The sequence below is a fragment of the Rhodopseudomonas parapalustris genome, from assembly GCF_053772255.1.
On record NZ_JAMKBZ010000018.1, the window covers coordinates 1 to 23,542 of the forward strand.

The following is a 23,542-nucleotide window of genomic DNA, read 5'->3' on the forward strand; positions in this document are numbered from 1 at the left end:
GACTATGTCTCCGGGCTGAACAACAAGCCGGGCCATGACGAAACTAATCGTCAATTGAACGACTTACGAAAGCCTTTGAACTTGCTGCCCGCATTTCCGGTCAGGCTCTCAGGATGAGGTCACGCTCGGTTGCCTGCTCTGAAGGAGGTCCAAACGCGTTGCAGGGCTTCAACAAAGCAAAGCCGCTTGGTGAGGAGGCGCGAAGCGCCGTCTCGACCCATGCGCCACAAATGCCGGCGCAACCGCCGCTCGTGGACGCCCGGGACGAGCCCGGGCATGACGAAATTGAGACGGAGATCTGCTAACTACACCCGGCTGCGTTGCAGCATCTGATCGCGGCGTTCGAGGCGGGTGAACAGGTCGACCAACCAAGCCACTTTCTGCTCGACCGGCTTGATCTTCTGGCGCGGCGGCACCTCGCGCACCGGATGCGCGATCACGGCATCGACCAGGAACTTGGTCTCCTCCATGTCGCCGAACTTGGCCGGCAGATACTTCGCCGGCGCCCATTCGGTTTCCTGGAACGCCAGCAGCCGAGCCAGCACCGCAAGCTTGCGGCCGGTGGACACCACCGCACGGCTCGACACCGAATCGAGGCCCGAGCGCTCGACCTCGCGGCCGATCTCGGCATACAGCGCGCGCGCCGCGAAGATCCCCGGCCGGCAGGAGCGCGGCAAGTTGGCGATACCGAGCGTGGCGCGATCATACAGCGCGTCCGCGGTGTCGATCAGCCGCTTGACGATGCTGGCGATCTGCGGCGTGAATTTCGGATCGGCGAGCCAGGCCGCCGGATCGACGCCCGCTTCACGCATCCATTGCAGCGGCATGTAGATGCGGCCGTTGCGCGCGTCTTCGCCGATATCACGGGCGATGTTGGTGAGCTGCATCGCGCAGCCGAGATCGCAGGCGCGCGCCACGATGTCCGGATTGCGCTGGCCCATCACCAGCGTCATCATCACGCCGACGGTGCCGGCAACGCGGGCACAATAGGAATACAGATCCGACAGCGTCTCGAAGCGACGCCCCTGCGCGTCCCATTCCAGACCTTCGATCAGCGCCTCGGGAATCGCCGGCGGAATCGAAAACCGCGCCACCACATCAGCGAAGGCGCGGTCGGACGGATAGGCCCGCGGCACGCCGCGACAGGCGCGATCCAGGCGATCCTTCAGCACTTCGACCGCGGCGGCGCGATCGAGCCCGAGATCGACGGCATCGTCGGCGACGCGGCAGAACGCATACAGCGCGATCGCCGGATCGCTGATCCGGCGCGGCAACACCATCGAGGCCGCGTGGAAGGTGTGCGAGCCTTCCTTGATCATCTCGCGGCAGGCCAGCATGTCGGATTGGGCCAACATATCGGATTGCAAACTCATGATGTCACCAAACTGTCGGCCTCGGGGACCAGCGCATCGAGCACCCGCGCCGAGGATAGAACCCCAGGCAGGCCAGCGCCGGGATGCGTTCCGGCGCCGACGAGATAAAGCCGTTTGACGTCTTCGCTTTGATTGTGCGGCCTGAACCAGGCGCTCTGCCACAGCACCGGCTCCAGACCGAACGCAGCGCCCCGGAACGACGACAGCCGGTCCTGGAAATCGAGCGGCGTCGTGATCTTCGAGGTCGCGATCTGGTTTTCCAGATCCGGCAGAATGGTCGCGCCCAGCATCTTGGCAATCGCGGCGCGATAGGGCTCCGCCTTGCTGTGCCAGTCGACATTGCCGAGCAGATTCGGCACCGGCGACAACACATAGAACGTGTCGCATCCCTGCGGGGCGAGCGACGGGTCGGTCGCGGTCGGGCGATGCAGATACAGGCTGAAATCGTCGGCGACCACCTTGCGGCTGAAGATATCGCTGATCAGTTCCTTGTAGCGCGGCCCGAGCAGAATGGTGTGGTGCTTGACGTCCTCGTAACGGCGCTTCGTGCCGAAGTACCAGACGAACAGGCTCATCGAGTAGCGGGACTTCTCGATCTTGGCGTCGGTCCAGCGCTTACGCGTCTCCGGCGGCAGCAGATAGCGATAGGTCGAGGCCGAATCGGCATTGGACACCACGATGTCGGCCTTGATCACCTCGCCGTCGGCGAGCTTCACGCCGCAGGCGGTGCCGTTATCGACGACGATCTGGCGGACATCCTGGTTGTAGCGGATCTCATTGCCCTGCCCTTCGATCAGCTTGACCAGGCCGGCGACCAGCGCGCCGGTGCCGCCCATCGCCGAATGCACGCCCCACTGTTTTTCCAGATAGGTGATCAGGCAGTACACCGAGCTCGACATGAACGGGTTGCCGCCGATCAAGAGCGGATGGAAGCTGAACACCTGACGCAGCTTCGGATCCTTGAAATGCTTGGCGACCAGACCGTAGACGCTGCGATAGCTCTCCAGCCTGATCATCGCCGGCGCGATCTTCAGCATGTCGGTGAAGTGGCTGAACGGCTGGTCGCCGAGCTGCTCGAAGCCGACTTTGAAGATCTCGTGCGACGCCGCCATGAAGCGGTCGTAGGCCGGCACGTCGTCGGGACAGAACTTGGCGATCTGATCGAGCACCGCGTTGCGGTCGTCGGAATAGTCGAAGTGCGTGCCGTCGTCGAAACGGATGCGATAGAATGGCGACATCGGCTTCAACGTGATGTCGTCCGACATCCGCTTGCCGCACAGCTTCCACAGCTCTTCGAACAGATACGGCGCCGTTACGATGGTCGGGCCGGCGTCGAACGAGAAGCCGTCCTGCCGGTGCACGTAAGCGCGACCGCCAGGCTGATCGAGCTTCTCCAGAACGGTGACTCGATACCCCCTGGCGCCGAGCCGGACAGCGGCAGCGAGACCGCCGAAGCCGGAGCCGATCACCACCGCATGCGGGGCGTGATCGCGAGGAGGACGAACAGCAGGATTGGAGCCAGGATCGAGCATGGGTACCACTGTAACAAAAAATTGACAGAGGGCTAGCGGCAATCTGTAAGCAGGTCCTGACAATCCGTCTTTGATCTATTCGATATTCTCCAGTTTTTCCGTGTAGCGTTCGATCAGCGCAGCGATCAGTGCCGGACGTTCCTCGTGGGCGAGATGGCCGAGCGCCGGAATCCGCTCGATCACCGCTTTCGGCTGAATTTCCCGCACCTTAACCGCCACCGAGGGCGGAATCGCGCGGTCGCCTTCCGCCGCCACCAGCACCAGCAGCGGCTTCAAATTCGGCAGCAATTTCAAAAGCGGCTCGAGATCCCAGTTCGCCATCATCCGCAGGGCGGCGGCGACATGATGGGGGCTGGAGACCAGCTTGCCGTAGAGTTTGATCCCCGCCGGATCGATGGTCGAACCGGTATTGCCGATCAGCCGCTCGACCGCGCCGCGGTGCCCGGCCTGCCAGGCGAACAGGCTCGGCACGAACGGATTCATCACCAACATCTTGGCGAGCGGCGAAAAGAAGCTCGCAGCCGGACCGCCATAGGGCAGGAAAGCGCCGTTCAGGCTGAACAGAATCGCCGGATCGATCGCGCCATCGAGGCACATCCGCGCCAGGATCGCCGCGCCCGCCGAGTGGCCGACGACGAGGCGCGGGGAGACCTGGATCGCCCGCAGCAACGCGCCGACATCCGCTGCCATGCCGGGCAACGACATCCGATGCCCGCGCGGCGACTGAGTGAAGCCATGGCCGGGCAGATCCGGCGCGACGACGTGATAGTGCCGCGCCAGCAGCGGCGCCAGACCGCGCCAGGAGTGTGACGCCGCGCCGGTGCCGTGGATCAGCAGGATCGCCGGAGCCGCGGGCGATCCCATCCGTTGCACATGCCAGCGGAAGCCGCCCGCTTCGACGAAGCGGCTGGCCTCGCGATGAGGCCAATCGAGCCCGTCCCGACTCCAAACCAGGTCGGACATCGCGAAAGCCTCAGGCCCCGATCTTGGTCACCCGGCCGAGAAACTCGTCATAGGCCCGCATGAATTCTCCCGGCACCTCGAAATGAGGCAGCGCGCCGGTCTGAAACACGGTGACGGTCCAGTTCGGACGGCCCTCGACGGTTGTCTTCAGGCTGTAGTCGACGAAATCGCCGCGCACGCCGTGGCTGAACCAGACCGGGATCGTCAGGTCCTGATAGATTCGCAGGATGTCCTGGCTGAACAGATAGCCCGCGACGAAGTAATACGGCGCGTGCTGGGCACCGGGCTGATGCGTCGTCAGATAGTCGTAATCGAGCATGCCCTGATCGATATTCGGCGCACCGAACGCCTTCTTCAGGAACCAGCCAATCACCGGCTTCATCGTCAGCAGCTTGAAGACGCCTTCGCTCCACACCGGGTTCTCGAAGAACGCATGCAGCCACGGAATCGCGCGCGAGCCGCGGGTCCAGCGCTGGTTTTTCTTGTCGAATCCGGTGGGGGCGACCAGCGCCAGGCTGCGGAACGCCTGCGACGTTTCGCTCGCGGCGCGCGCGAGAAATTCGCTGCCGAGCGACAGCGCTAGCGCATCGATCGGCTTGTCGCCGTGCACCTTCTGAATCTCGGTGACGACGGCATGAATCGCGTCCGTCATCATCCGAACGGAGTATTGACGCTTTGCCCGCGACGAATGACCAAAGCCCGGTAATTCGATCGCATAGACTGGCCGGCTCTGTGCATAGTGCTCGAAGATCGGCCGAACCTCGTAGGCCGAGCCTGCGGCATTGACGCTGTGGATCAGCAACAATGGCGGCTCGGACGACGGCTCCGACGGCGACGCGGACCAATAGGTCAGCCGCCCGCCGAAACTGTCGATGTCGTGACGTTCGCCCGGGACCGGCGGCGGAAGCGCCGGGTTGCCGCTGAGCGTCTCGGACGATGCGGGGGTGGGTGCGGTTGCGTTCATCTCGAAATTCCTATTCGCGGCATCTCCGCCGCAGGTCGGCGTGGTCAAGACGGTGCGCGCAGTGTATCAGACCGTCAAGAAGACTTGTCGTACAACAGTGGGTAGCTCTCTTGACACAGAATCTGGTGACCAAACCGTTCATGGAAGTGCTTTCCGGCAATCGGCAGGCCTCTCCCCCGATGTGGATGATGCGGCAGGCCGGACGTTACCTGCCGGAATACCGCGCAACGCGGGCGCAAGCCGGTAGTTTCCTCGATCTGTGCTTCAATGCGGAGCTCGCCGCAGAGGTCACGCTGCAGCCGATCCGGCGATTCGGCTTCGACGCCGCGATCATCTTCTCCGACATTCTGGTGGTGCCCTACGCGCTCGGCCGCTCGGTGCGGTTCGAAGTCGGCGAAGGCCCGCGGCTCGACCCGCTGAATTCGCCGGATCTGGTCGGCACGCTGAACAGCGCGATCGATCTGTCCAAGCTCGAGGCGGTATTCGAAGCGCTGCGCATCGTGCGCCGCGAACTGAAGCCCGAGACCACGCTGATCGGCTTCTGCGGTTCGCCGTTCACGGTCGCGACCTACATGGTGGCCGGCCAGGGCACTTCGGATCAGCATCCGGCGCGACTGATGGCGTATCAGCACCCCGGCGCGTTCGCCAAGATCATCGATGTGCTGGTCGAGAGCTCGATTGCCTATCTGCTCAAGCAGCTCGATGCCGGCGCCGACGTGCTGCAGATCTTCGACACCTGGGCCGGCATCCTGCCGCCGCGCGAATTCGAGAAGTGGTGCATCGAGCCGACCCGCCGGATCGTCGAAGGCATTCGCAAGGTCAAGCCGGGCACCAAGATCATCGGTTTCCCGCGCGGCGCCGGCGCGCTGCTGCCGGCCTTCATCGAGCGTACCGGCGTCGATGCCGTCAGCATCGACTGGACCGCCGAACCGAAGCTGGTGCGCGAGCAGGTGCAGACCAAGGTCGCGGTGCAGGGCAATCTCGATCCGCTGCTGCTGATCGCCGGTGGCTCGGCGCTCGACGAAGGCGTCGACGAGGTGCTGAAGAACTTCTCGTCCGGCCGTCACATTTTCAATCTCGGCCACGGCATCACGCCCGACGCGTCGATCGCGCATGTCGAGCAGATGGTGAAACGCGTCCGCGACTACAAGGGCTGAGCCCCGCGCCTTCGGGCGACGCGATCGTGATCGAAGGGCCGGCGCGCGCGCCGGCCCTTTTTGTTTGCCCCCGCCGCAACTGCCCTCGAAGCACTGATGGCGACTCGCGCCGACTCGAACCGGTTGCACAGTCTATCGAAGACTCGCGCAGAAAGAGCACCGATCGGCGCTTTGCAGGCAAATCTGCCGCTGATAGCAACCACAGTTCCAGTCTCCGACAACCCGATTGGCAGACGCAAGAGTTCGATAACCACGGTCCGGATCATTACGACCGGTACGCCGTCCAGCGGAGAACCGAACGCCGAGGAATGCGTTACGAGTGCGAAGTTTCTCCACCAGGAATATCGACGTGTCCGTCCAGCGTTTTCTGAAGCAGCGTGCCGTCAACGTGACCGTCGGCGGCAACTACTCGCTGGCGAACTGGTACGATCACAACGGCAAGCTGCGACAATTCGCTTGCCGCACCAGCCGGGTTTCTCCGTTTCGAATGATCGTCGATGTTCCGGTGATCGGTCGGGTCGGCGACCATATCTCGTCCTACTTCAGCGAATTCGGCAAGCTCGAAGGCCATATCAGCGACACGCTTCCCGGCGGCTTCCTGCTGGAGCTCTCGGTGACCCGCGCGATGCGCGAGCGGCTGTCGAACCAGCTCACCTGGCTGGAACGCAAGATGCACGATCCGGAGATCAAGGACGCGCGGGAACAGGCGCGGATCGTCCCGGCGTGCCCGCACTCGACGCTGACCCTGGCCGACGGATCGATGCACGCCTGCTTCGTAATCGACATGTCGATCTCGGGCGTTGCGGTGTCTGCGGACGTGCAGCCGGAGATCGGCACGCCGCTGGCGGTGGGCGGCTGCGTCGGCCGTGTCGTGCGTCACCGCCCCGACGGCTTCGCGGTGAAGTTCACCGACCTGCAGAACCGCAACGAACTGGAATGGCGGATCGCACGCTCGCCGCAGCGCAACGCCACCGTCAATGCGCGGATCGAACGGCTGGCGACGTCCGCCGAACCGCCGGTTGCGATTCAGCCGATCGTTTCCGCCAGCGACGACGCGTTCGTACTCGACGCCTGACCGGCGTCGCCGCACCGGACTAATCGGGCGCAAGATGACCGATCAGTCCTGCCGGGTCGCGGCGGTCACCGCCTGTGCCAGAACGGTGGCGTCGGCGTGCGGCAGCGGCAGATAGCGCGCATCCATTTCCTTGGCGAAGGCTTCGGCCTGCGGCCCCGGGCGCGGCGACATATCGATCACCACAGAACTAATTCCGGCGACGCGGAACTGGCGCGCCGACGCCTTGGCGTCCTCTTCGGCCTGCGGCCGGCCCGGCGCACCATCGCGGGCGATATTGGCGCGCCCGTCGGTCAGCACGATCACTGTCGGTGTCTGGCCTTTGCGCTTGATCGAGTCGGCCAGCATGAACGCGGTATCGAGTCCGGACGCCAGCGGCGTGCCGCCACCGCCGGGGAGCCCGGCGAGACCACGCTTGGCGCGCGCCAGCGACCGCGTCGGCGGCAGCAGAATTTCGGCGATGGTGCCGCGGAACGAGATCATCGCCACCTGATCGCGGCGCACGTAGCAATCCGCCAGCAGCAGTTCGACCGCGCCCTTGGCCTCGGCGAGGCGATGCAGCGCGGCGGAGCCGGAGGCGTCGACAACGAAGATGGTGATGGTTTCGGTGCGCTGCTTGAAGCGCGCGATCCGGAAATCGTCCTTCTCGACCAGGATACGCGGCGCGCTGCCGCTGCGCCCTTCCGCCTGGCGCCGCCGCAGCGGCTGCCACGGGGCCGCTGCGCGCAGCGTCTCGATCACGTTGAGCTTGGAGCCGTCGCGCAGCTCGCCGCGAATGCTGCCGGCGGGGCGGCCGCGCTTCTTCGACTTCTGCAGCTCGCCGGCCTTGCCGGCCGAGCGGGCGCGCGCCCGTCCGGCCGAGGCGCGCATCGCCTCCAGCACGCCGGGCGGCATCGCGGCCTTGACGGCGGCGAGGATCACTTCGTCCAGCGCCTTGTCGATGTCGGGCGTCTGCTGCTCTTGATCGCTGTTGTCCTGATTGTCGTCTTCCGGCGGCGGCGGCTCGGGCGGCGGCGGCTCGTCGGCCTGATCCGGTTGCTCGGGCTGCGGGAAGATCGTCGCGCGCGGCGCCAGCACCAGGCGTGCGGCGAGCGTGATGTCGTCCTGTTCAATCTTGGTGCGATCGAACAGCGCCGCGCTCGCCTTGGCGGCACGGATTGCCAGCAAAGGCGCACGCAGCGAGATGATACCGAGCGCGGCGGCGGCGGTACACACCGCTTCGATCTGCTCGCTCTCGACCTTGATGCTCGCGAGCCGCTCGCGGGCGGCGCGAATGTCGTCGAGCGAAATCGGGAAGTCGTCGGTCTCGCGCCAGGCGAACTGATCGAGATCGAGATGGAAGCCGAGCCGGTCGCGCAGGCCGGCCGGCGCGAACTCGTCTTCGATGCCTTCGTCGAGCGCCACCACGCCGAACCGCGCCGGCATCCGCAGCGACAGGCCGTCGCGCTCCACCGCGGTCTCGTGCGCGTCCATCGCGGCGGTCAGATACACGTTGGTGGACGACTGCAGCCGTTCGGCCATCGCCACCACCAGCACGCCGCCGTCGGCTTCCGACAGCAGGCCGCGCTCGGCCACCGGACGGCCGGCAAGCAGCGTCGCCGACAGGTCGAGCCCGCCGAGAAGGCGACCGTCGGCGATGTGCAGCGGCAGATGCTTGTAGGGTTGTTCAGGCGGCAGCGCGGCGCGCAGCATCGCAAGCCAGCGGTCGCGCACCGGGCCGGCACGCGAGCGCAGCAACACACCGCCGGTACCGACCGGATCGACCGCGAACAATTGCGCCGCGGTCACCGCATCGGACCATGCGACCTCGATGCTCATCCGAAGATTTCGGCGAGCGCGCGGTCGACCCGCACGCTGGAGCCGGCGTCGTCGAGCGGATTGCGGCGCAACCGGTGCCGCAAGGCAGAGGGCGCGATCCGCTTCAGGTGTTCGTCGGTCACGGTCTTGGCGTGTTCGATGGCGGCGAGCGCACGCGCGGCCCGCATCAGAGTCAGCTCGCCGCGCAGGCCGTCGGTGCCGAGCGTCATGCACAGCTTGGCGGCGCGCTCCAGCGCAGCATCGGGCACCGTCACTTCGGGCAGGCGCTCCTTGGCCTGGGAGATCTTGCGGCGCAGCTTGGCCTCTTCCTTCGACCAGTCGGCAATGAAGGCGGCCGGATCGTTCTCGAACGCATCGCGGCGGCGCACCACTTCGATGCGCTCGGGCAGCGTGTCCGGCGTCTTCACTTCGACCGACATGCCGAAGCGGTCGAGCAATTGCGGACGCAGCTCGCCCTCTTCCGGGTTGCCGGTGCCGACCAGCACGAACCGCGCCGGATGACGAATGCTGAGGCCTTCGCGCTCCACCACGTTCTCGCCGGAGGCGGCGACGTCGAGCAGAAGATCGACCAGATGGTCTTCGAGCAGGTTGGCTTCGTCGATGTAGAGGAAGCCGCGATGAGCGCGCGCCAACAGGCCGGGCTCGAATGCCTTCTCGCCCTTGGCCAGCGCGCGTTCGAGATCGAGCGCGCCGACGACGCGATCTTCGGTCGCGCCGAGCGGCAGATCGACCACCGGCACCGGGACCTGCGCGGTCTTGACCTTGCCGTGCTTGACCTTCTCCTTGCACTCTTCGCAGTAGCGCTCGGGCTGATCGGGATCGCAATTGTAGCGGCACCCGACCACGGTCTTCATCTTGGGCAGCAGCGCCGCGAGCGCACGCACCGCGGTCGACTTGCCGGCGCCGCGATCGCCGAACGCCAGCACGCCGCCGACCTTCTGATCGACCGCTGCGATCAGCAACGCCAGCTTCATCTCTTCCTGGCCGACGATCGCGGAGAACGGAAATACTGTGGCCATTGCGATTACTCCGGCCGGGTCTTTTCGATCACCGCGGCTGCGCCCTTGTCGAGCAGTTCAAGTCCGACGGTGCGACCGAGTTCGCGCGGCCGATTGGCCGGACCGGTGCGTACCGCCTCGATGAACATGCCGCCCTCCAGATCGAGAACCGAAGCGCGCAACGTCATCTCGTTGCCGGTGATGATCGAGTGCGCCGCGATCGGCGAGTTGCAGTGGCCGTTGAGCACCCACAGCACCTCGCGCTCGGCGTCGCAGCACATCCGCGACTTCTGATCGTCGATCAGCGCCAGATACTGACGGGTCTTCCACTCATGCACGGGGCATTCCACCGCGACGATACCCTGGCCGGCCGCGGGCAGCATTTCTTCCGGGGTGAAATCGTGAGCGACGCGATCGACGAAGCCGACGCGCTCGATGCCGGCGCGCGCCATGATCAGCGCATCGGCCGGACCAACCTCGCTGCCGTCGGGCAGCCGCTGCTTCTCGCCATTGTCGAGCTTGCGCATCCGGGTATCGGCGGCGCCGCGGAAATGGATCACCTGGACTTCCGGAAACAGCCGCTTGGCATAGGCCGCGCGCCGCACCGCATTGGTGCCGATGGTGTAACCCTTGCCACGCGACTTCTTCAGCTCTTCGAGAGTCAGACCTTTGCGCAGCACCAGCGAGTCGCACGCCGGATCGCGCGCCAGCGTGGCGGCGACGATCAGGCCGGGAGTCTCTTCGTTGGCCGGCATGTCCTTGAGCGAGTGCATTGCGCAATGCAGTTCGCCCCGCAGCATCGCGGCGCGAATCTCGGCCACGAAGGCGCCGCCCTTGCCGCCGTGCGGCAACAGCTTGCTGACCTGATCGCTGTCGCCGACGGTCTCGAACTTGATGATCTGAGGATCGAGCTCACTGGCAGCCGCGCTCAACTGCTTGGCGATGTCTTCAGTCTGGGCAAGCGCCATCACGCTCTTGCGCGTACCAATACGGACTGGAAATTTCACCACACGCTCCATTCGACAACCGCGACGGGCCCGCGGCGAAGTTCGGCCGAACCTTATGACCAGCCCGAGCCAGATTGCAAACGGATGACACCGAAGTCTCGTAGAAGCCCGGCGGGGTTCCGGGGTCGTTGATCTCGGACAATTCCGGCGCCTGCGACAGTCTTCTGCAGAACCTTTCAGCTTCTGTCTATCGCCACGCAATGGTACTCAAGTCAACTAGGCGCAATATTGAGCAAGGTCAAAAGCGAGATGACGGCTGAAGTTCTGATCGGTGACGGCGACGTTCGACTTTCGCCGCATCCATTGCGCGCGGTCGTTCTGGGTGAAGTTCATGCGCGTCCGTTTACTGCGCTGAGCGTCCCGGCGCGCGTACTGCACTTCGCATTCGACACCTCGGGCGCACGCGCTGCCGCCGACCGCGACGCGATGATCAGTTTCTGCGAGTCGCGCGGTCTGCAGCCGCCGCCGCCCGGCGAAAAGCATCATCGCGCCCGGTTCGGCACCACGATGCTGCGCTGGGAGCAGCACTCCGAATTCACCACCTACACCTGGGAAATTCCGGCCGATCCGGCCGCAACGCCGTTTCACCCGGAAGCACCGTCTCTCGCTTCGCCGATGCGTCTAATGCCGCAGCCGGGGCCGCTATTGGTCGCGATCGACCTGCACGTCATGCCGGAGGATCCGCCGCGCACCTCCCCGGAGCGGCTGTTCGATCGCGCCAGTCTCGCGGTCGCGGAGAACTCCGACGGCGCGGCGCTGTTCGCCACCGATTTTCAGCCTGGCCCGTCCGGCTTCGTGCGAGTGCTGGTGATCGATCGCGGGATGTCGGCGGAACGCGCCGGCGCTTTGGTTCAGCGCGTTCTCGAGGTCGAAACCTACCGCACGCTGGCGTTGCTCGGCCTGCCCGAGGCGCAGCGGCTCGCGCCGTCGATCGCCGCGAGCGAGAAGCGCCTCGCCGAAGTCACCGCAGAGATGCGCCGCGTCGGCGATCTCGCCAACAACAACAAGCTGCTGCAGGAGCTGACCGAACTCGCCGCCGAGGTCGAAGCCGGCGCGGCCGCGAGCCTGTACCGGTTCGGCGCCAGCCGCGCCTATGACGAGATCATGAACGGCCGCCTGGCGACGCTCGGCGAACGCAAGGTCGGCGGACTGCCGACCTGGTCGTCGTTCCTCGCCCGCCGAATGAAGCCGGCGATGCGCACCTGCGCCACCACCGAGGCGCGGCAATCCGACTTGTCGCTGAAGCTCGCTCGCGCCGCCAATCTGCTGCGCACCCGGGTCGACGTCGAGGTCGAACAGCAGAACCAGGAACTGCTGAAGTCGATGAACGCCCGGACACAGCTACAACTCCGGCTGCAGACCACCGTCGAAGGACTGTCGACCGCGGCGATCACCTATTACGTGGTCGGGCTGTTCGGCTACATGGTGAAGGGTGCCGCGGAGGCCGGCCGCCTGAAGATCGATCCCAACCTCCTGACCGCAGGGTTCGTTCCGATCGCCGCATTGTCGATCTGGTGGACGATCCGCCGCATCCGCAAGAAGCACGTCCCGGACGTCGATTAATGGCCGCGCGCCGCACGCTGAAGCCGCTTCGTATTCTGGTCGCCCTCGCAGCGCTGGTGGCGATTGCCGCTGGCCTGTGGCAATTGCAACGCGGCAAGGACGGCCTGCTCATCAACCACGCGACGGTCGGTCAGACGCCGGTCACGATCTTTCGGCAACCGGCCGCCACCAACGCACCAGTGGTGGTGATCGCCCACGGCTTTGCCGGTTCGCAGCAATTGATGCAGCCTTTCGCGCAGACACTGGCGCGCAACGGCTATATCGCGGTCACCTTCGACTTCACCGGGCACGGCCGTAATCCGGTGACGATGGTCGGCGACGTCGACGAGCCGACCAAGATCACCGGCGTGCTGGTCGACGAGCTCGGGCGGGTCACCGACTATGCCCGCAAGCTGCCGGAGAGCGACGGCCGCGCCGCAGTGCTCGGCCATTCGATGGCATCCGACATCGTGGTGGCCTATGCGGTGGCTCATCCGGAGATCACCGCCACGGTCGCGGTGTCTGTATTCACCCGAAAGTCCACCGCCACGCTGCCGCACGATCTTTTGGTGATCGTCGGTGCGCTCGAACCGCAGATGTTGAAGGACGAGGGGCTGCGCATCGTCAACCAGGTCGCCGGCGGCGGCGCCGTCGCGGGCCGGACCTACGGCAGCTTCGCCGATGGCACCGCGCGCCGCTTCGTCTTGGCTTCGGGCGTCGAACATATCGGCGTGCTGTACAGCCAGGATTCGATGCGCGAAGCGCTGCACTGGATGAACGACGCATTCGGCCGCACCAGCTCCGGCTGGATCGACCAGCGGCCGCGCTGGCTGGCACTGCTGTTCGGCGGCCTGATCGCGCTGGCCTGGCCGCTGTCGAAGCTGCTGCCGCGGGCAGCCGCGGTGCCGATCGGTGCCAACCTGACCTGGAAGCAGCTTCTGGTCACCGCGATCGTGCCCGCGGTGCTGACACCGCTGCTGCTGTGGAAGGCGCCGACCGATTTCCTGACCATCCTGCTCGGCGACTATCTGACGCTGCACTTCCTACTGTACGGCCTGCTGACCGCGGCGATCCTGGTGCTGATCCGGCTGCGGAGCCGGCGCGCAGCGCCGCACCTCGCTCCGCATCAGCCGCACGGGCTCGCAACTCTCGACGCCCTGCCCGATCCCGACCGCCCCCGCGTCGCGATCGCCGCGCTGGTGATCGCGGCCGTGGCGGCGATCGCCTACAACATTCTCGGCTTCGGCATTGCGCTGGACAGCTATCTGTTCTCGTTCATGCCGATCGAACCGCGCATCCATCTGATCGCCGCGGTCGCCTGCGGCACGATTCCGTATTTTCTCACCGCTGAGTGGATGGCGCACGGCCAACGGGCCAAGCCCGGCGCCTATGCGTTGGGGAAATTCTGCTTCCTCGCTTCGCTCGCCGTCGCTGTCGCGCTGAATTTGCAGAAGCTGTTCTTCCTGATCATCATCGTTCCGGCGATCCTGCTGCTGTTCCTCGCGTTCGGCCTGATCAGCAACTGGACCTACAAAGCCACCAATCACCCGCTCCCGGGCGCGCTCGCGAATGCAATTCTGTTCGCCTGGGCGATCGCGGTGACGTTCCCGATGGTGATCCGCTGATGCAGCACGAGCTGTGGCCAGCGGCAGGACAGCGGCTGTGGCGTCTGGTCACCGACACCGTGATGGGCGGCGTGTCGCAGGGAACCGTGCAACTCGGCGAGGTCGAAGGCAGAACGGCAGCGCGGATGCGAGGCGCAGTCTCGACCGCCAACAATGGCGGCTTCATCCAGATCGCACTCGATCTGTCCCCGGACGGCGGTGCGTTCGATGCCACCGGCTTTCACGGAATCGCCGCCGAGCTGCTCGGCAACGACGAGACTTACGGCCTGCATCTTCGCACCACCGATCTGGTGCGACCGCAACAATCCTATCGCCAGTCGTTCCAAACAGAGCGACGCTGGCGCGTCGTCGAATTTCCGTTCGTCGCCTTCAGTCCTCATCGCACCGATGCGCCACTCGACGTGAGCCGGCTGCGACGAATTGGTCTGGTGGCGATCGGCCGCGAATTTGACGCAGATCTATCGATCGCCCGGCTTTGGCTCTATTGATCGGTTCAGCAACTTAAGGCGAATGGCGACGCCATCCGCCGGTTCCTAGAAGACGCGCTCATGGACGATCGCAACATTCAGTCCGAGCTGTGGACGCCGCCGCTGAACGCGCCGGCGGAGCGCGAGCTGTGCACCGATTGCGGCGTGTCGCGGATGAGCGATCCGAAGCAGTGCGGACAGGCCTGCCAGTTCATCAAGCCGGACTATCCGGCGATGGAACAACGGGTCCATGGCCGCACCCGCGACCCAGCATCCGGCGACGAGGCCTTCTTCGGCCCATATCGCCGCATGGTGCAGGCGGCGATGAAAGAGCCGCGCGACGGCGCGCAATGGACCGGCATCACCACGACGATCGCGCAGCGGCTGCTGGAGACCGGAGCAGTCGATGCGGTGATCGCGATGGCTCCGGACCCGGACGACAAATGGAAGCCGATGCCGGTCCTGGTGACCAAGCCGGAAGGCATGGCGCAATGCCGCGGCATGCGGATGGGCTACGCCCCGTCGCTGGCCCTGCTGGAGCCCGCGATCGCTGCAGGTTACAAGCGGCTCGCGGTGATCGGCGTGCCGTGCCAGATCTACGCACTGCGCCGGCTCGAGCAACAGCTCGGACTGGAGCGGCTGTATGTGATCGGCACGCCGTGCTCGGACAATACCACCACCGAGGCGTTTCACGGCTTCCTCGATCTGTTGTCCGACAAGCCGGAAACCATCACCTATCTCGAATTCCGCGCCGACTATCACGTCGAGCTGCGGTTCGACGACGGCCGCAGCAAGGCGATTCCGTTCCTGCTGCTACCGATCTCCAAGCTGCCCCCGGACTTCTTCCCGATCACCTGCCGCACCTGCGTCGACTACACCAACACGCTCGCCGACATCACCGTCGGCTACATGGGCGGGCGCGGGGAGCAATGGCTGCTGGTGCGCAACGAACGCGGCGAAGAGCTGCTGAATTTGCTCGGCGACGACGTTCGCTTGAGCGAGCCGACCAGCGCCGGCAACCGGGTCGCGCCGGTGAAGGGCTTCCTGAAGAACACCGAGCTCGCCGCCGGCGGTCTGCCGGTGCGCGGCATGCCGAACTGGCTGCGGCCGCTGATGGGCTGGCTGATGCCGAAGGTCGGCCCGCGCGGGCTCGAATTCGCCCGCGCCCGGGTCGAGATGAAGGCGGTGGAGACCGTGCTGCATCTGCGGCGCCACTACAAACACAAAATGAAGAACATGATACCTGCTCATGTCTGGGCTCTGGTAAAGCCCTACGGCCTCGAGCCGCACGACGGCGAGCACCGCAACTAATTCATGTTCACGCCGCGGTAGCTACGCGGAACCGAGTTTCCTGATTCCGGTTATCGCGCACGAGATGGCGGGCGTCGCTCGCGCATCGCTGTACCGAGCATGGAGGCTGACGTGGACAACGACATCATCGACCATCTGAAGACGCTGCACACCACCGCGATCGATGCGCGCAACGGCTACGAAGAAGCGCTCGAAGACGCCGAAGGCAAGGGCATGACGCCACTGTTCCGCGACATGATCGCGCTGCATCACAGCAACGCCGAAGAGCTTGCCGGGATGCTGATCAATGCCGGCGAGACGGCCGATGATTCCGGCTCCTTCATGAGCGTGGTTCACCGCACCATCATGAGCGTGCGGTCGCTGTTCGACGGCCTCGATGGCAGCGTCCTGCCCGGCCTGATCGACGGCGAAAAGCGCAATCTGTCGAAATACGACGATGCTCTGAAGGTGGCCGCTGCATCGCCCGGCGTCGCCTCCACGTTGACGGCCCAGCGCGCCAAGATCAGCGAAAAGATCGCGCTGATGGAGCAACAGAATGCGGCTTACGAAGCCGCGCATTGATCAGCGCCTCAGTTACGCGAGCATGACCTCGGGGGCCACGGCCCCCGTTTTCATGTCTGATCACATCAGCAGCCGACGCTCCAAACGCCTCCCCGTTCGAACAGTCAACCGCTTGGTCGATTGACGGACGGACTTGGCCTTTCCCAAGGGACGAAGCCCTCATCCTGAGAGGCTGGCCGGAAAAAAGTCAGGCTCGATGCCCCCTCCGAGCGAGCAAATTCCAAACGCGCAAAGGCCTCGGTCTTTCGACCGAGGCCTCGTATCAGTCTGGCAAGATTTTCCGGCAGTTACTTCGTCAGCGTGCCGGTCGAACCGGGCGAGTTGCCCACACCCGCATCCGAGCCCGTCGGTGAGGTACGGGTGTCGGTGCCCGGGTTGTTCGGCTGATAGCGCTTCGGCTCGTTCTGTACCCCCTTGGGCTGAGCCAGGCCGGTGGTGCCGGCCTCGGGGATCGGGTTACTGATCTGCGCGGTCGCGCGTTCATCGGACTTGTAGGTCGCTCCCGCCGCCAGCAAGCCCATTGCGATGAACGCAAAGACCGCGATCGCAGCAAGCTCCGGCAGCGCGCCATCTGCGGCGGCGCCGCGACCCGTACCATTGCCCTCGAGCGTATCGGCGGCGATCTCGCGGTTGGAGCGCGAGCGGATGAAGTTGACGAAAGCGAGCCCGACCACCACGACGCCTGCGGCGAGCGTGAAGAACATCAGCCAGCTAATGGGTTGGTCTCCGTTCATGAATTACCTCCGGTTGTCGACGGGTAGAGTTGTTCACCTGTCGACAACCAACTGGAGATAATTCGATTCGTTCCGCCCCGGCGGTTGTGCCGAACGAGACTGATCTCGGCCGGACTTTACGCCTGATCGTGCGGCAGTTGGGCGTGCATGGGAACCCGATGAGTGATCGTCTCCGCGACCGGATCGTCGGAACGATCGCCAGCGAACAGCCGCTGCACCACGACGAAGAACACCGGAACCATCAGCAGCGCCAGGATCACCACCGCGATCATGCCGCCCATCACGCCGGTGCCGAGCGCCTGCTGGCTCTTGCCGCCGGCGCCGTGCGCGATCACCATTGGCAGCACGCCGGAGCAGAACGCCAGACCGGTCATCAGGATCGGGCGGAACCGGAGATGGCAGGCCTCCATCGTCGCGTCGCGCAAGCTCTTGCCTCCCTTGCGAAGATCCTTGGCGAATTCGACGATCAGAATCGCATCCTTGGCGGCAAGGCCGATGATCGTGATCAGACCGACGGTGAAATACACGTCGTTCGGCAGCGAACGCATCGACGCCGCGATCACCGCACCGGCGATTCCGAGCGGAACCGTCAGCAGCACCGACAGCGGAATCGTCCAGCTCTCGTAGAGCGCCGCCAGCACCAGGAACACCACCAGCGCAGACAGCGCCAGAATGATCGGCGCCTGCGAGCCGGACAGCTTCTCCTGCAGCGACTGACCGGTCCAATCGTAACCGAAGCCGCGCGGCAACTGATCGGCGAGCCGCTCCATCTCGGCGATCGCGTCGCCGGAGGTGAAGCCGGGCCGCGCCTCGCCGCTGATGCGGATCGCCGGATAGTAATTGAAGCCGACGATCTGGGTCGGCCCCTTGGCCCATTCCACGGTCGCGAAGGAGGAGAACGGGACGAGCTGGCCGCGGCTGTTCTTCACCGTGTAGGCGAGGATGTCGTCGCCATTCATCCGCCCGACGGCGTCGGCCTGCACGATCACGCGCTGCATGCGGCCGCGATTGGGGAAGTCGTTGACGTAGGACGAGCCGAGATTGGTCGAGACCGTCGAATTGATGTCCTCGAAGGTGACGCCGAACGCACCGGCCTTCTCGCGGTCGATCACCAGATTGAGCACCGGAGCCGGCGGCAGGCCTTCGACATAGACCTTCTGCAGCACCGGGCTGGCATTGGCGGCGGCGACGAGCTGGTCGCTGGCCTTCACCAGCGCGTCGTATCCCTTCTGGCCGCGATCCTGCAGACGGAAGCTGAAGCCCGACGAATTGCCGAGGTTGTCGACCGGCGGCGGTTGCAAGGCCGAAACGCGCGCGTCGCGGATGCTGCCGAGCTTGCGGTTGGCGTCGTCGACGATCGCGGCAGCCGACGAATTGTCGTCGCGCTCACCCCAATCCTTCAGCGTGACGAATGCCTGCGCGGCGTTCATACCCTGACCGAGGAAGCTGAAGCCGGTCAGGAAGGTGACGTTCTCGACCCCGTCGCGCTTGAGCAGATAGTCCTCGACCTGCTTCACCACGTCGTAGGTGCGGTTATAGGACGAGTCCGACGGCGTCTGTACGTCCACGGTGATGAAGCCCTGGTCGTCGACCGGCAAGAACCCGCCCGGCATCCTCACCATCGCCCAGCCGAGCACGCCGACCAGCACCGCATAGATCACCATCAGTCGGCCGGTGCGGCCGAGATTCCAGCGCACGATCCCGGAATAACGCTCGCGAACGACATCCAGGGTCCGGTTGAACCAGCCGAACACGCCGCGCTCGGCGTGGGCGTGGCCCTTGGTCACCGGCTTCAGCAGCGTGGCGCACAGCGCCGGAGTCAGCGTCAGCGCCATCAACGCTGAGAACGCGATCGCCGACACCATCGTCACTGAGAACTGCCGGTAGATGATGCCGACCGAGCCCGGGAAGAACGCCATCGGCAGGAACACCGCGATCAGCACCAGGGTGATGCCGATGATCGCCGAAGTGATCTGCGACATCGCCTTGCGGGTCGCTTCCTTAGGCGGCAGCCCCTCCTCGGACATGATGCGTTCGACGTTCTCGACCACCACGATGGCGTCGTCGACCAGGATGCCGATCGCCAGCACCATGCCGAACATCGACAGCATGTTGATCGAATAGCCGAACAGCAACAGCGACGCGCAGGTGCCGAGCAGCGCCACCGGGACCACGATGGTCGGAATGATGGTGTAGCGGATGTTCTGCAGGAACAGGAACATCACCACGAACACCAGCGCCACCGCCTCCAGCAGCGTGTGCACCACCTTGGTGATCGAGGCTTCGACGACCGGGGTGATGTTGTAGGGGATCTCGTATTTGATGTTGGCTGGGAAGAAGCGCGACAGCTCCTTCATCTTGGCTTCGACCGCCCCCGCAGTGGCCAGCGCGTTGCCGGTCGGCGACATCAGCACCGACAGGCCGGCGGTCGGCTGGCCGTTGAGGCGGGTGTTGAACTGATAGGAGAAGCCGCCGATCTCGATGCGGGCGACGTCGCGCAGCCGCACCGTGGAACCGTCCGAATTGGCACGCAGCACGATCGCGCCGAACTCGTCCGCCGAAGAGAGCTGGCCTTTGACCAGCACCAGCGTGGACGTCTTCTTGTCCTTGGGCGACGGCTCGGCGCCGATGCTGCCGGACGCGACCTGGGCGTTCTGCGCTTCGATCGCCTTGGTGACGTCGTCGGCAGTGAGATTGTAGCCGACCAGCTTGTCCGGATCGATCCAGATCCGCAGCGCTCGCTCGGTCGAATACAGCGTGGCGCGGCCGACGCCGGGGATGCGGCGGATTTCACCGAGAACGTTGCGGATCATGAAGTCGCCGAGGCCGACTTCATCGAGCGAACCGTCGGTCGAACTCAGGGTGATGATCTGCAGCACTGCGCTGGAGGCTTCCTCGACCAGGATGCCTTGCTGCAGCACAGCCTTCGGCAGGCGCGACTCGATCCGCTTGATGCGGTTCTGCACGTCCACCGAGGCGAGCTGGGTGTCGGTGCCGGGCACGAAGTTGGCGGTGATCTCGACCTGGCCGAGCGAATCCGAGGTCGATTCGAAGTTGAGGATGCCGTTGGCGCCGTTCAGCTCTTCTTCGATCAGCCGGGTGACGCTGTTGTAGAGGTTTTCCGGCGAGGCGCCCGGATAGGCGGTGGCGATCGCGATCGACGGCGGCGCGATGATCGGATACTGCGCGACCGGCAGAAACGGAATCGAGATCGCGCCGATCAAGCAGATGAACAGCGCGATGACCCAGGCGAAGATCGGCCTGTCGATAAAGAATGAGGGCATATGCGGCGCCTACCGCACCGCGCTGGCGGTGTCCGCGGTCTCGCCGGTGACAGCCGCCGACCGACGTTCGCCGATATTCACCGGAACCACCGTGTCGCCGGCGGCGAATTTCTGAAAGCCTTCGACCACGACACGAGCGCCCGGCTTGAGGCCATCCAGCACGAGCCATTGCCCGTCCTGCTGCGGACCCAGCCGCACCGCCTGCACGGCGACGCGGTTGTCGGGCTTGACGACGAACACTTCGCTGCCGCCGCCGCTATTGCGCTGCACCGCCTGCTCAGGCACCGCGATCGCATCCGCATCGATGCCCTGCTCAATCCGAACCCGGACATACATGCCCGGCAACAGCTCGCGCTTTGGGTTGTCGAATTCGGCGCGCAGCGTCACCTGACCGGTGTAGGCGTCGACCTTGGCGTCCGAGAACAGCAGCTTGCCGTGCAACGGATACTGAGTGCCGTCGTCGAGCACCAGATGGGCACGAACGGCGTCCGGCGCGATCTGATCGAGCTCGCCGGAATCGAAGGCACGGCGCAGCCGCGCCATCTCCGACACCGGCTGAGTGAAGTCGGCATAGACGTGGTCGAGCTGCTGGATCGTGGCGAGGCTGGTGGAGTCGTTCTGCACCACCAGCGCCCCTTCGCTGACCAGCGCCGCGCCGATCCGGCCGCTGATCGGGGCGCGGATGGTCGCATATTCGAGATTGAGCTTGGCACGGGAGACCTCGGCCTCGCGCACCGCGACTTCGGCGGCGGCCTGGCGCAGATTGCTGGTCGCGACCTCGCTGGCCGCGCGCGACGCCGCCTGCTCATGCGCCAGCATCGAAATGCGCTTGGCGTGCATCTCGGCCTGATCGCGGGCTGCGGTCGCCTTGGCCAGAGCGGCCTCGGCCGCTTTCAGCTCGACTTCGAACGGGCGCGGGTCGATCTGATACAGCGGATCGCCGGCTTTCACTTCGCTGCCCTGCTGGAACGGCCGCTTCAAGATGATTCCCGACACGCGCGGGCGAACGTCCGCGACCCTGACCGGTGCGATTCGGCCCGGCAGCTCGCGCACGATCGAGCGCGGATGCGCCTTGATGGTGACGACGCCGACTTCCGGCTTTTCGGGCGACGACGCGTTGGCGACGGACGGCTCGTTGCAGCCGGCCAACGCCGGTGCAAGGCAGGCGAGCGCCAGCGCCGTCAATCCAAAGCTTATCGTTCGCCGCATCTGAACCCTCATCTCGTGCGCTTCAATTCAGTCGAGCAAGGCCCGTGCCATCAGCGACATGAAAAGACCGCCGACAACCGTCCCCGACCGTGGAAGCGACTGATGAACAGATGTTAATAGCGGATTTGTGCAGCACAACATGGGGTGGCGGCGGCGCAATGTCACACGGCCGGGAACCGCCTGATCCGGCACGGTTTTCGCAGCCTCACAGCTGCGTGAATCTAGAAAATGCGAACAAATGCCGCAGCTTAACGGGCGCCCATTGAATTAACCGACGCTTAACCCGTCCCGCCGAAGCGTGTCGGCTACCGCATAACGGCGGCCGACCACGTCGGTTTCGTGACATTCGAGCGCAGCGTCAGGCCGCGTAGACGAAGGCGGGATCGGCGAGGTCGATCGATGGAAACTGGTCCTTCTCGGTCCAATAGTCCTGGCTATGCTGCCATTCCGGTTTGTCGCCGCGCTTCGGCAGCAGGTGCATGCCACGCATCAGGTAGCCCGGATTGAAATTCTCCGGATCGATCCACGGCAGCAGCGGCATATCGCGATCCTGCGGCCGCAGCGCCGGAACCACGCTGCGATAGCCTCGCTCCTTCATATGGTTCAGCAGCCGGCAGACGAAATCCGCGACAAGGTCGGCGCGCAGCGTCCAGCTCGCACGGAAGTAGCCGAACACCCAGGTCATGTTCGGCACGCCGGTGAACATCATGCCGCGATAGGTGATGGTGTCGGCGAAATCCAGCGCCTTGCCGTCGATCGAGAACGCGATATCGCCGAGCACGTTGAGATTGAAGCCGGTGGCGGTGACGATGATGTCGGCCGAAAGAGTTTCGCCGGATTTCAGCTTGATGCCCTCGGCGGTGAAGCACTCGATCTCGTCGGTGACCACCGACGCCTTGCCCGACGCGATCGCCTTGAACAGATCCCCCTCCGGAACGAAGGCGATGCGCTGCCGCCACGGCCGATAGCTCGGGGTGAAATGCGGATCGAGATCGGCATCGGGACCGAGATGGGCTCGGACGCCAGCCAACAGCTCCTCCTTCACCACCTCCGGCTCGGTCATCGACCGGCGGGTGAAAGTCGCCTGATCGAACAGGATCTTGCGGCGGACGATCTCGTGGATCCAGTCTTCGGAAACGCCGAGCTCGCGAAGCGTGTCGGCGATCTCGATCTTGTTGCGGCCGGGAATGAAGTAGGTCGGCGAACGCTGCAGCACCGTGACGTGCGCGGCGGCGGGCGCGACCGAGGGCACCAGCGTCGCCGCCGTCGCTCCCGACCCGATGACGATCACCCGCTTGCCGGTGACATCGAGATCGTCGGGCCAGGTCTGCGGATGCACGATCCGGCCCTTGAACTCGGCCATGCCCGGCCACTCCGGGGTGTAGCCTTCGCTGTGGCGATAATAGCCCTGGCACATCCAGAGGAAGTTCGCCGTGAAGCGCACCGTCTCGCCGCCCTCCCCGCGCCGCGCTTCGACCGTCCAGCACGCATCCTCGCTCGACCAGCTCGCCGAAATGATGCGATGGCCGTAGCGGATGTGACGAGCGAGATCGTGATCGTCGATCACCTCGCCGAGATAGTCGCGGATCTCGGCTGCGGTCGCGATCGGCTTGCCGGTCCACGGCTTGAAGCGATAGCCGAAGGTGTAGAGATCGCTGTCGGATCGGATGCCGGGATAGCGATGGGTGCGCCAGGTGCCGCCGAATCCGTCTTGGGCTTCGAGCACCACGAAGCGCGTGTCCGGGCACTGCGTCGTCAGATGATAGGCCGCACCGATGCCGGAAATTCCGGCGCCGACGATCAGAACGTCGACATGGTCGCAATCGGTGTGGGGGATGGAGGCATTGGCCGGAGCATCAGCGGTCGCGCCGATCCGGTGGGCATCGGAGTGGGGCATGTTTCCTCGACTTTTTTTGTGTCGTTGG

At 65.0% G+C, this 23,542-nt stretch carries 18 protein-coding genes; 7 read left to right on the plus strand and 11 right to left on the minus strand.

Annotated features, from left to right (window positions below; translation table 11 throughout):
• Window positions 1-305 precede the first annotated feature (305 nt).
• From M9H71_RS16095 to M9H71_RS16110, 4 genes are all read right to left on the minus strand, one after another.
• A complete protein-coding gene (locus M9H71_RS16095; protein WP_455405968.1) occupies window positions 306-1,373 on the minus strand; it encodes a phytoene/squalene synthase family protein in 1,068 nt (355 codons plus the stop codon).
• The gene (locus tag M9H71_RS16100) at window positions 1,370-2,905 is read right to left on the minus strand and encodes a phytoene desaturase (protein WP_455405969.1); all 1,536 of its coding nucleotides are present in this window, start codon (window positions 2,903-2,905) and stop codon (window positions 1,370-1,372) included. The genes M9H71_RS16095 and M9H71_RS16100 overlap by 4 nt, the downstream gene beginning before the upstream one ends.
• A 75-nt stretch (window positions 2,906-2,980) precedes the next feature.
• Window positions 2,981-3,868: an alpha/beta fold hydrolase BchO gene (gene bchO / locus M9H71_RS16105; RefSeq protein WP_455405970.1), complete on the minus strand. Its 888-nt coding sequence runs from the start codon at window positions 3,866-3,868 to the stop codon at window positions 2,981-2,983.
• 10 nt (window positions 3,869-3,878) lie between these two features.
• The gene (locus tag M9H71_RS16110; RefSeq protein ID WP_455405971.1) at window positions 3,879-4,832 is read right to left on the minus strand and encodes an alpha/beta fold hydrolase; all 954 of its coding nucleotides are present in this window, start codon (window positions 4,830-4,832) and stop codon (window positions 3,879-3,881) included.
• Window positions 4,833-4,972: 140 nt separating this feature from the next.
• Here M9H71_RS16110 and hemE point away from each other — a divergent pair, with 140 nt between their 5' ends.
• Window positions 4,973-5,989 carry a uroporphyrinogen decarboxylase gene (gene hemE / locus M9H71_RS16115; RefSeq protein ID WP_455406065.1) on the plus strand — a complete coding sequence of 339 codons (1,017 nt, stop codon included), beginning with the start codon at window positions 4,973-4,975 and terminating at the stop codon, window positions 5,987-5,989.
• 349 nt (window positions 5,990-6,338) lie between these two features.
• Window positions 6,339-7,064, plus strand: coding sequence for a PilZ domain-containing protein (locus M9H71_RS16120; protein ID WP_455405972.1), 726 nt, complete (start codon window positions 6,339-6,341; stop codon window positions 7,062-7,064).
• Between the two features lie 42 nt (window positions 7,065-7,106).
• Here the strand turns inward: M9H71_RS16120 and M9H71_RS16125 are convergent, their stop codons facing one another.
• Genes M9H71_RS16125 through hemC form a run of 3 tightly spaced genes read right to left on the minus strand, consistent with a single transcriptional unit; the run spans window position 7,107 to window position 10,896 of the window.
• Window positions 7,107-8,879 carry a magnesium chelatase subunit D gene (locus M9H71_RS16125; RefSeq protein WP_455405973.1) on the minus strand — a complete coding sequence of 591 codons (1,773 nt, stop codon included), beginning with the start codon at window positions 8,877-8,879 and terminating at the stop codon, window positions 7,107-7,109.
• Window positions 8,876-9,898, minus strand: a complete 1,023-nt coding sequence (bchI, locus tag M9H71_RS16130) for a magnesium chelatase ATPase subunit I (protein ID WP_455405974.1) — start codon at window positions 9,896-9,898, stop codon at window positions 8,876-8,878. The genes M9H71_RS16125 and bchI overlap by 4 nt, the downstream gene beginning before the upstream one ends.
• Window positions 9,899-9,903: 5 nt before the next feature.
• Window positions 9,904-10,896 (minus strand): hydroxymethylbilane synthase, encoded by a 993-nt coding sequence (hemC, locus tag M9H71_RS16135; RefSeq protein WP_455405975.1) that lies wholly within the window; start codon window positions 10,894-10,896, stop codon window positions 9,904-9,906.
• 237 nt (window positions 10,897-11,133) lie between these two features.
• On the opposite strand from hemC, the gene M9H71_RS16140 reads away from it, so the two are divergent.
• From M9H71_RS16140 to M9H71_RS16160, 5 genes are all read left to right on the plus strand, one after another.
• Window positions 11,134-12,447, plus strand: coding sequence for a DUF3422 family protein (locus M9H71_RS16140; protein WP_455405976.1), 1,314 nt, complete (start codon window positions 11,134-11,136; stop codon window positions 12,445-12,447).
• Window positions 12,447-14,051, plus strand: coding sequence for an alpha/beta hydrolase (locus M9H71_RS16145; protein WP_455405977.1), 1,605 nt, complete (start codon window positions 12,447-12,449; stop codon window positions 14,049-14,051). The genes M9H71_RS16140 and M9H71_RS16145 overlap by 1 nt, the downstream gene beginning before the upstream one ends.
• Window positions 14,051-14,539: a CIA30 family protein gene (locus tag M9H71_RS16150; RefSeq protein WP_455405978.1), complete on the plus strand. Its 489-nt coding sequence runs from the start codon at window positions 14,051-14,053 to the stop codon at window positions 14,537-14,539. The genes M9H71_RS16145 and M9H71_RS16150 overlap by 1 nt, the downstream gene beginning before the upstream one ends.
• A gap of 60 nt (window positions 14,540-14,599) precedes the next feature.
• Window positions 14,600-15,829, plus strand: a complete 1,230-nt coding sequence (locus M9H71_RS16155) for a Coenzyme F420 hydrogenase/dehydrogenase, beta subunit C-terminal domain (RefSeq protein ID WP_455405979.1) — start codon at window positions 14,600-14,602, stop codon at window positions 15,827-15,829.
• Window positions 15,830-15,940: 111 nt separating this feature from the next.
• Complete coding sequence (locus M9H71_RS16160) at window positions 15,941-16,390, plus strand: ferritin-like domain-containing protein (RefSeq protein ID WP_455405980.1); 450 nt, start codon at window positions 15,941-15,943, stop codon at window positions 16,388-16,390.
• A 287-nt stretch (window positions 16,391-16,677) separates the two neighbouring features.
• Here the strand turns inward: M9H71_RS16160 and M9H71_RS16165 are convergent, their stop codons facing one another.
• The 4 genes from M9H71_RS16165 to M9H71_RS16180 form a co-directional block, all read right to left on the minus strand.
• The gene (locus M9H71_RS16165) at window positions 16,678-17,124 is read right to left on the minus strand and encodes a hypothetical protein (RefSeq protein WP_455405981.1); all 447 of its coding nucleotides are present in this window, start codon (window positions 17,122-17,124) and stop codon (window positions 16,678-16,680) included.
• A 116-nt stretch (window positions 17,125-17,240) separates the two neighbouring features.
• Entirely contained in the window at window positions 17,241-20,408 is a 3,168-nt protein-coding gene (locus M9H71_RS16170; protein WP_455405982.1) for a multidrug efflux RND transporter permease subunit, read from the minus strand.
• Window positions 20,409-20,417: 9 nt separating this feature from the next.
• Window positions 20,418-21,617 (minus strand): efflux RND transporter periplasmic adaptor subunit, encoded by a 1,200-nt coding sequence (locus tag M9H71_RS16175; protein ID WP_455405983.1) that lies wholly within the window; start codon window positions 21,615-21,617, stop codon window positions 20,418-20,420.
• A 358-nt stretch (window positions 21,618-21,975) separates the two neighbouring features.
• Window positions 21,976-23,514 (minus strand): flavin-containing monooxygenase, encoded by a 1,539-nt coding sequence (locus M9H71_RS16180; protein ID WP_455405984.1) that lies wholly within the window; start codon window positions 23,512-23,514, stop codon window positions 21,976-21,978.
• Between the last annotated feature and the right edge of the window lie 28 nt (window positions 23,515-23,542).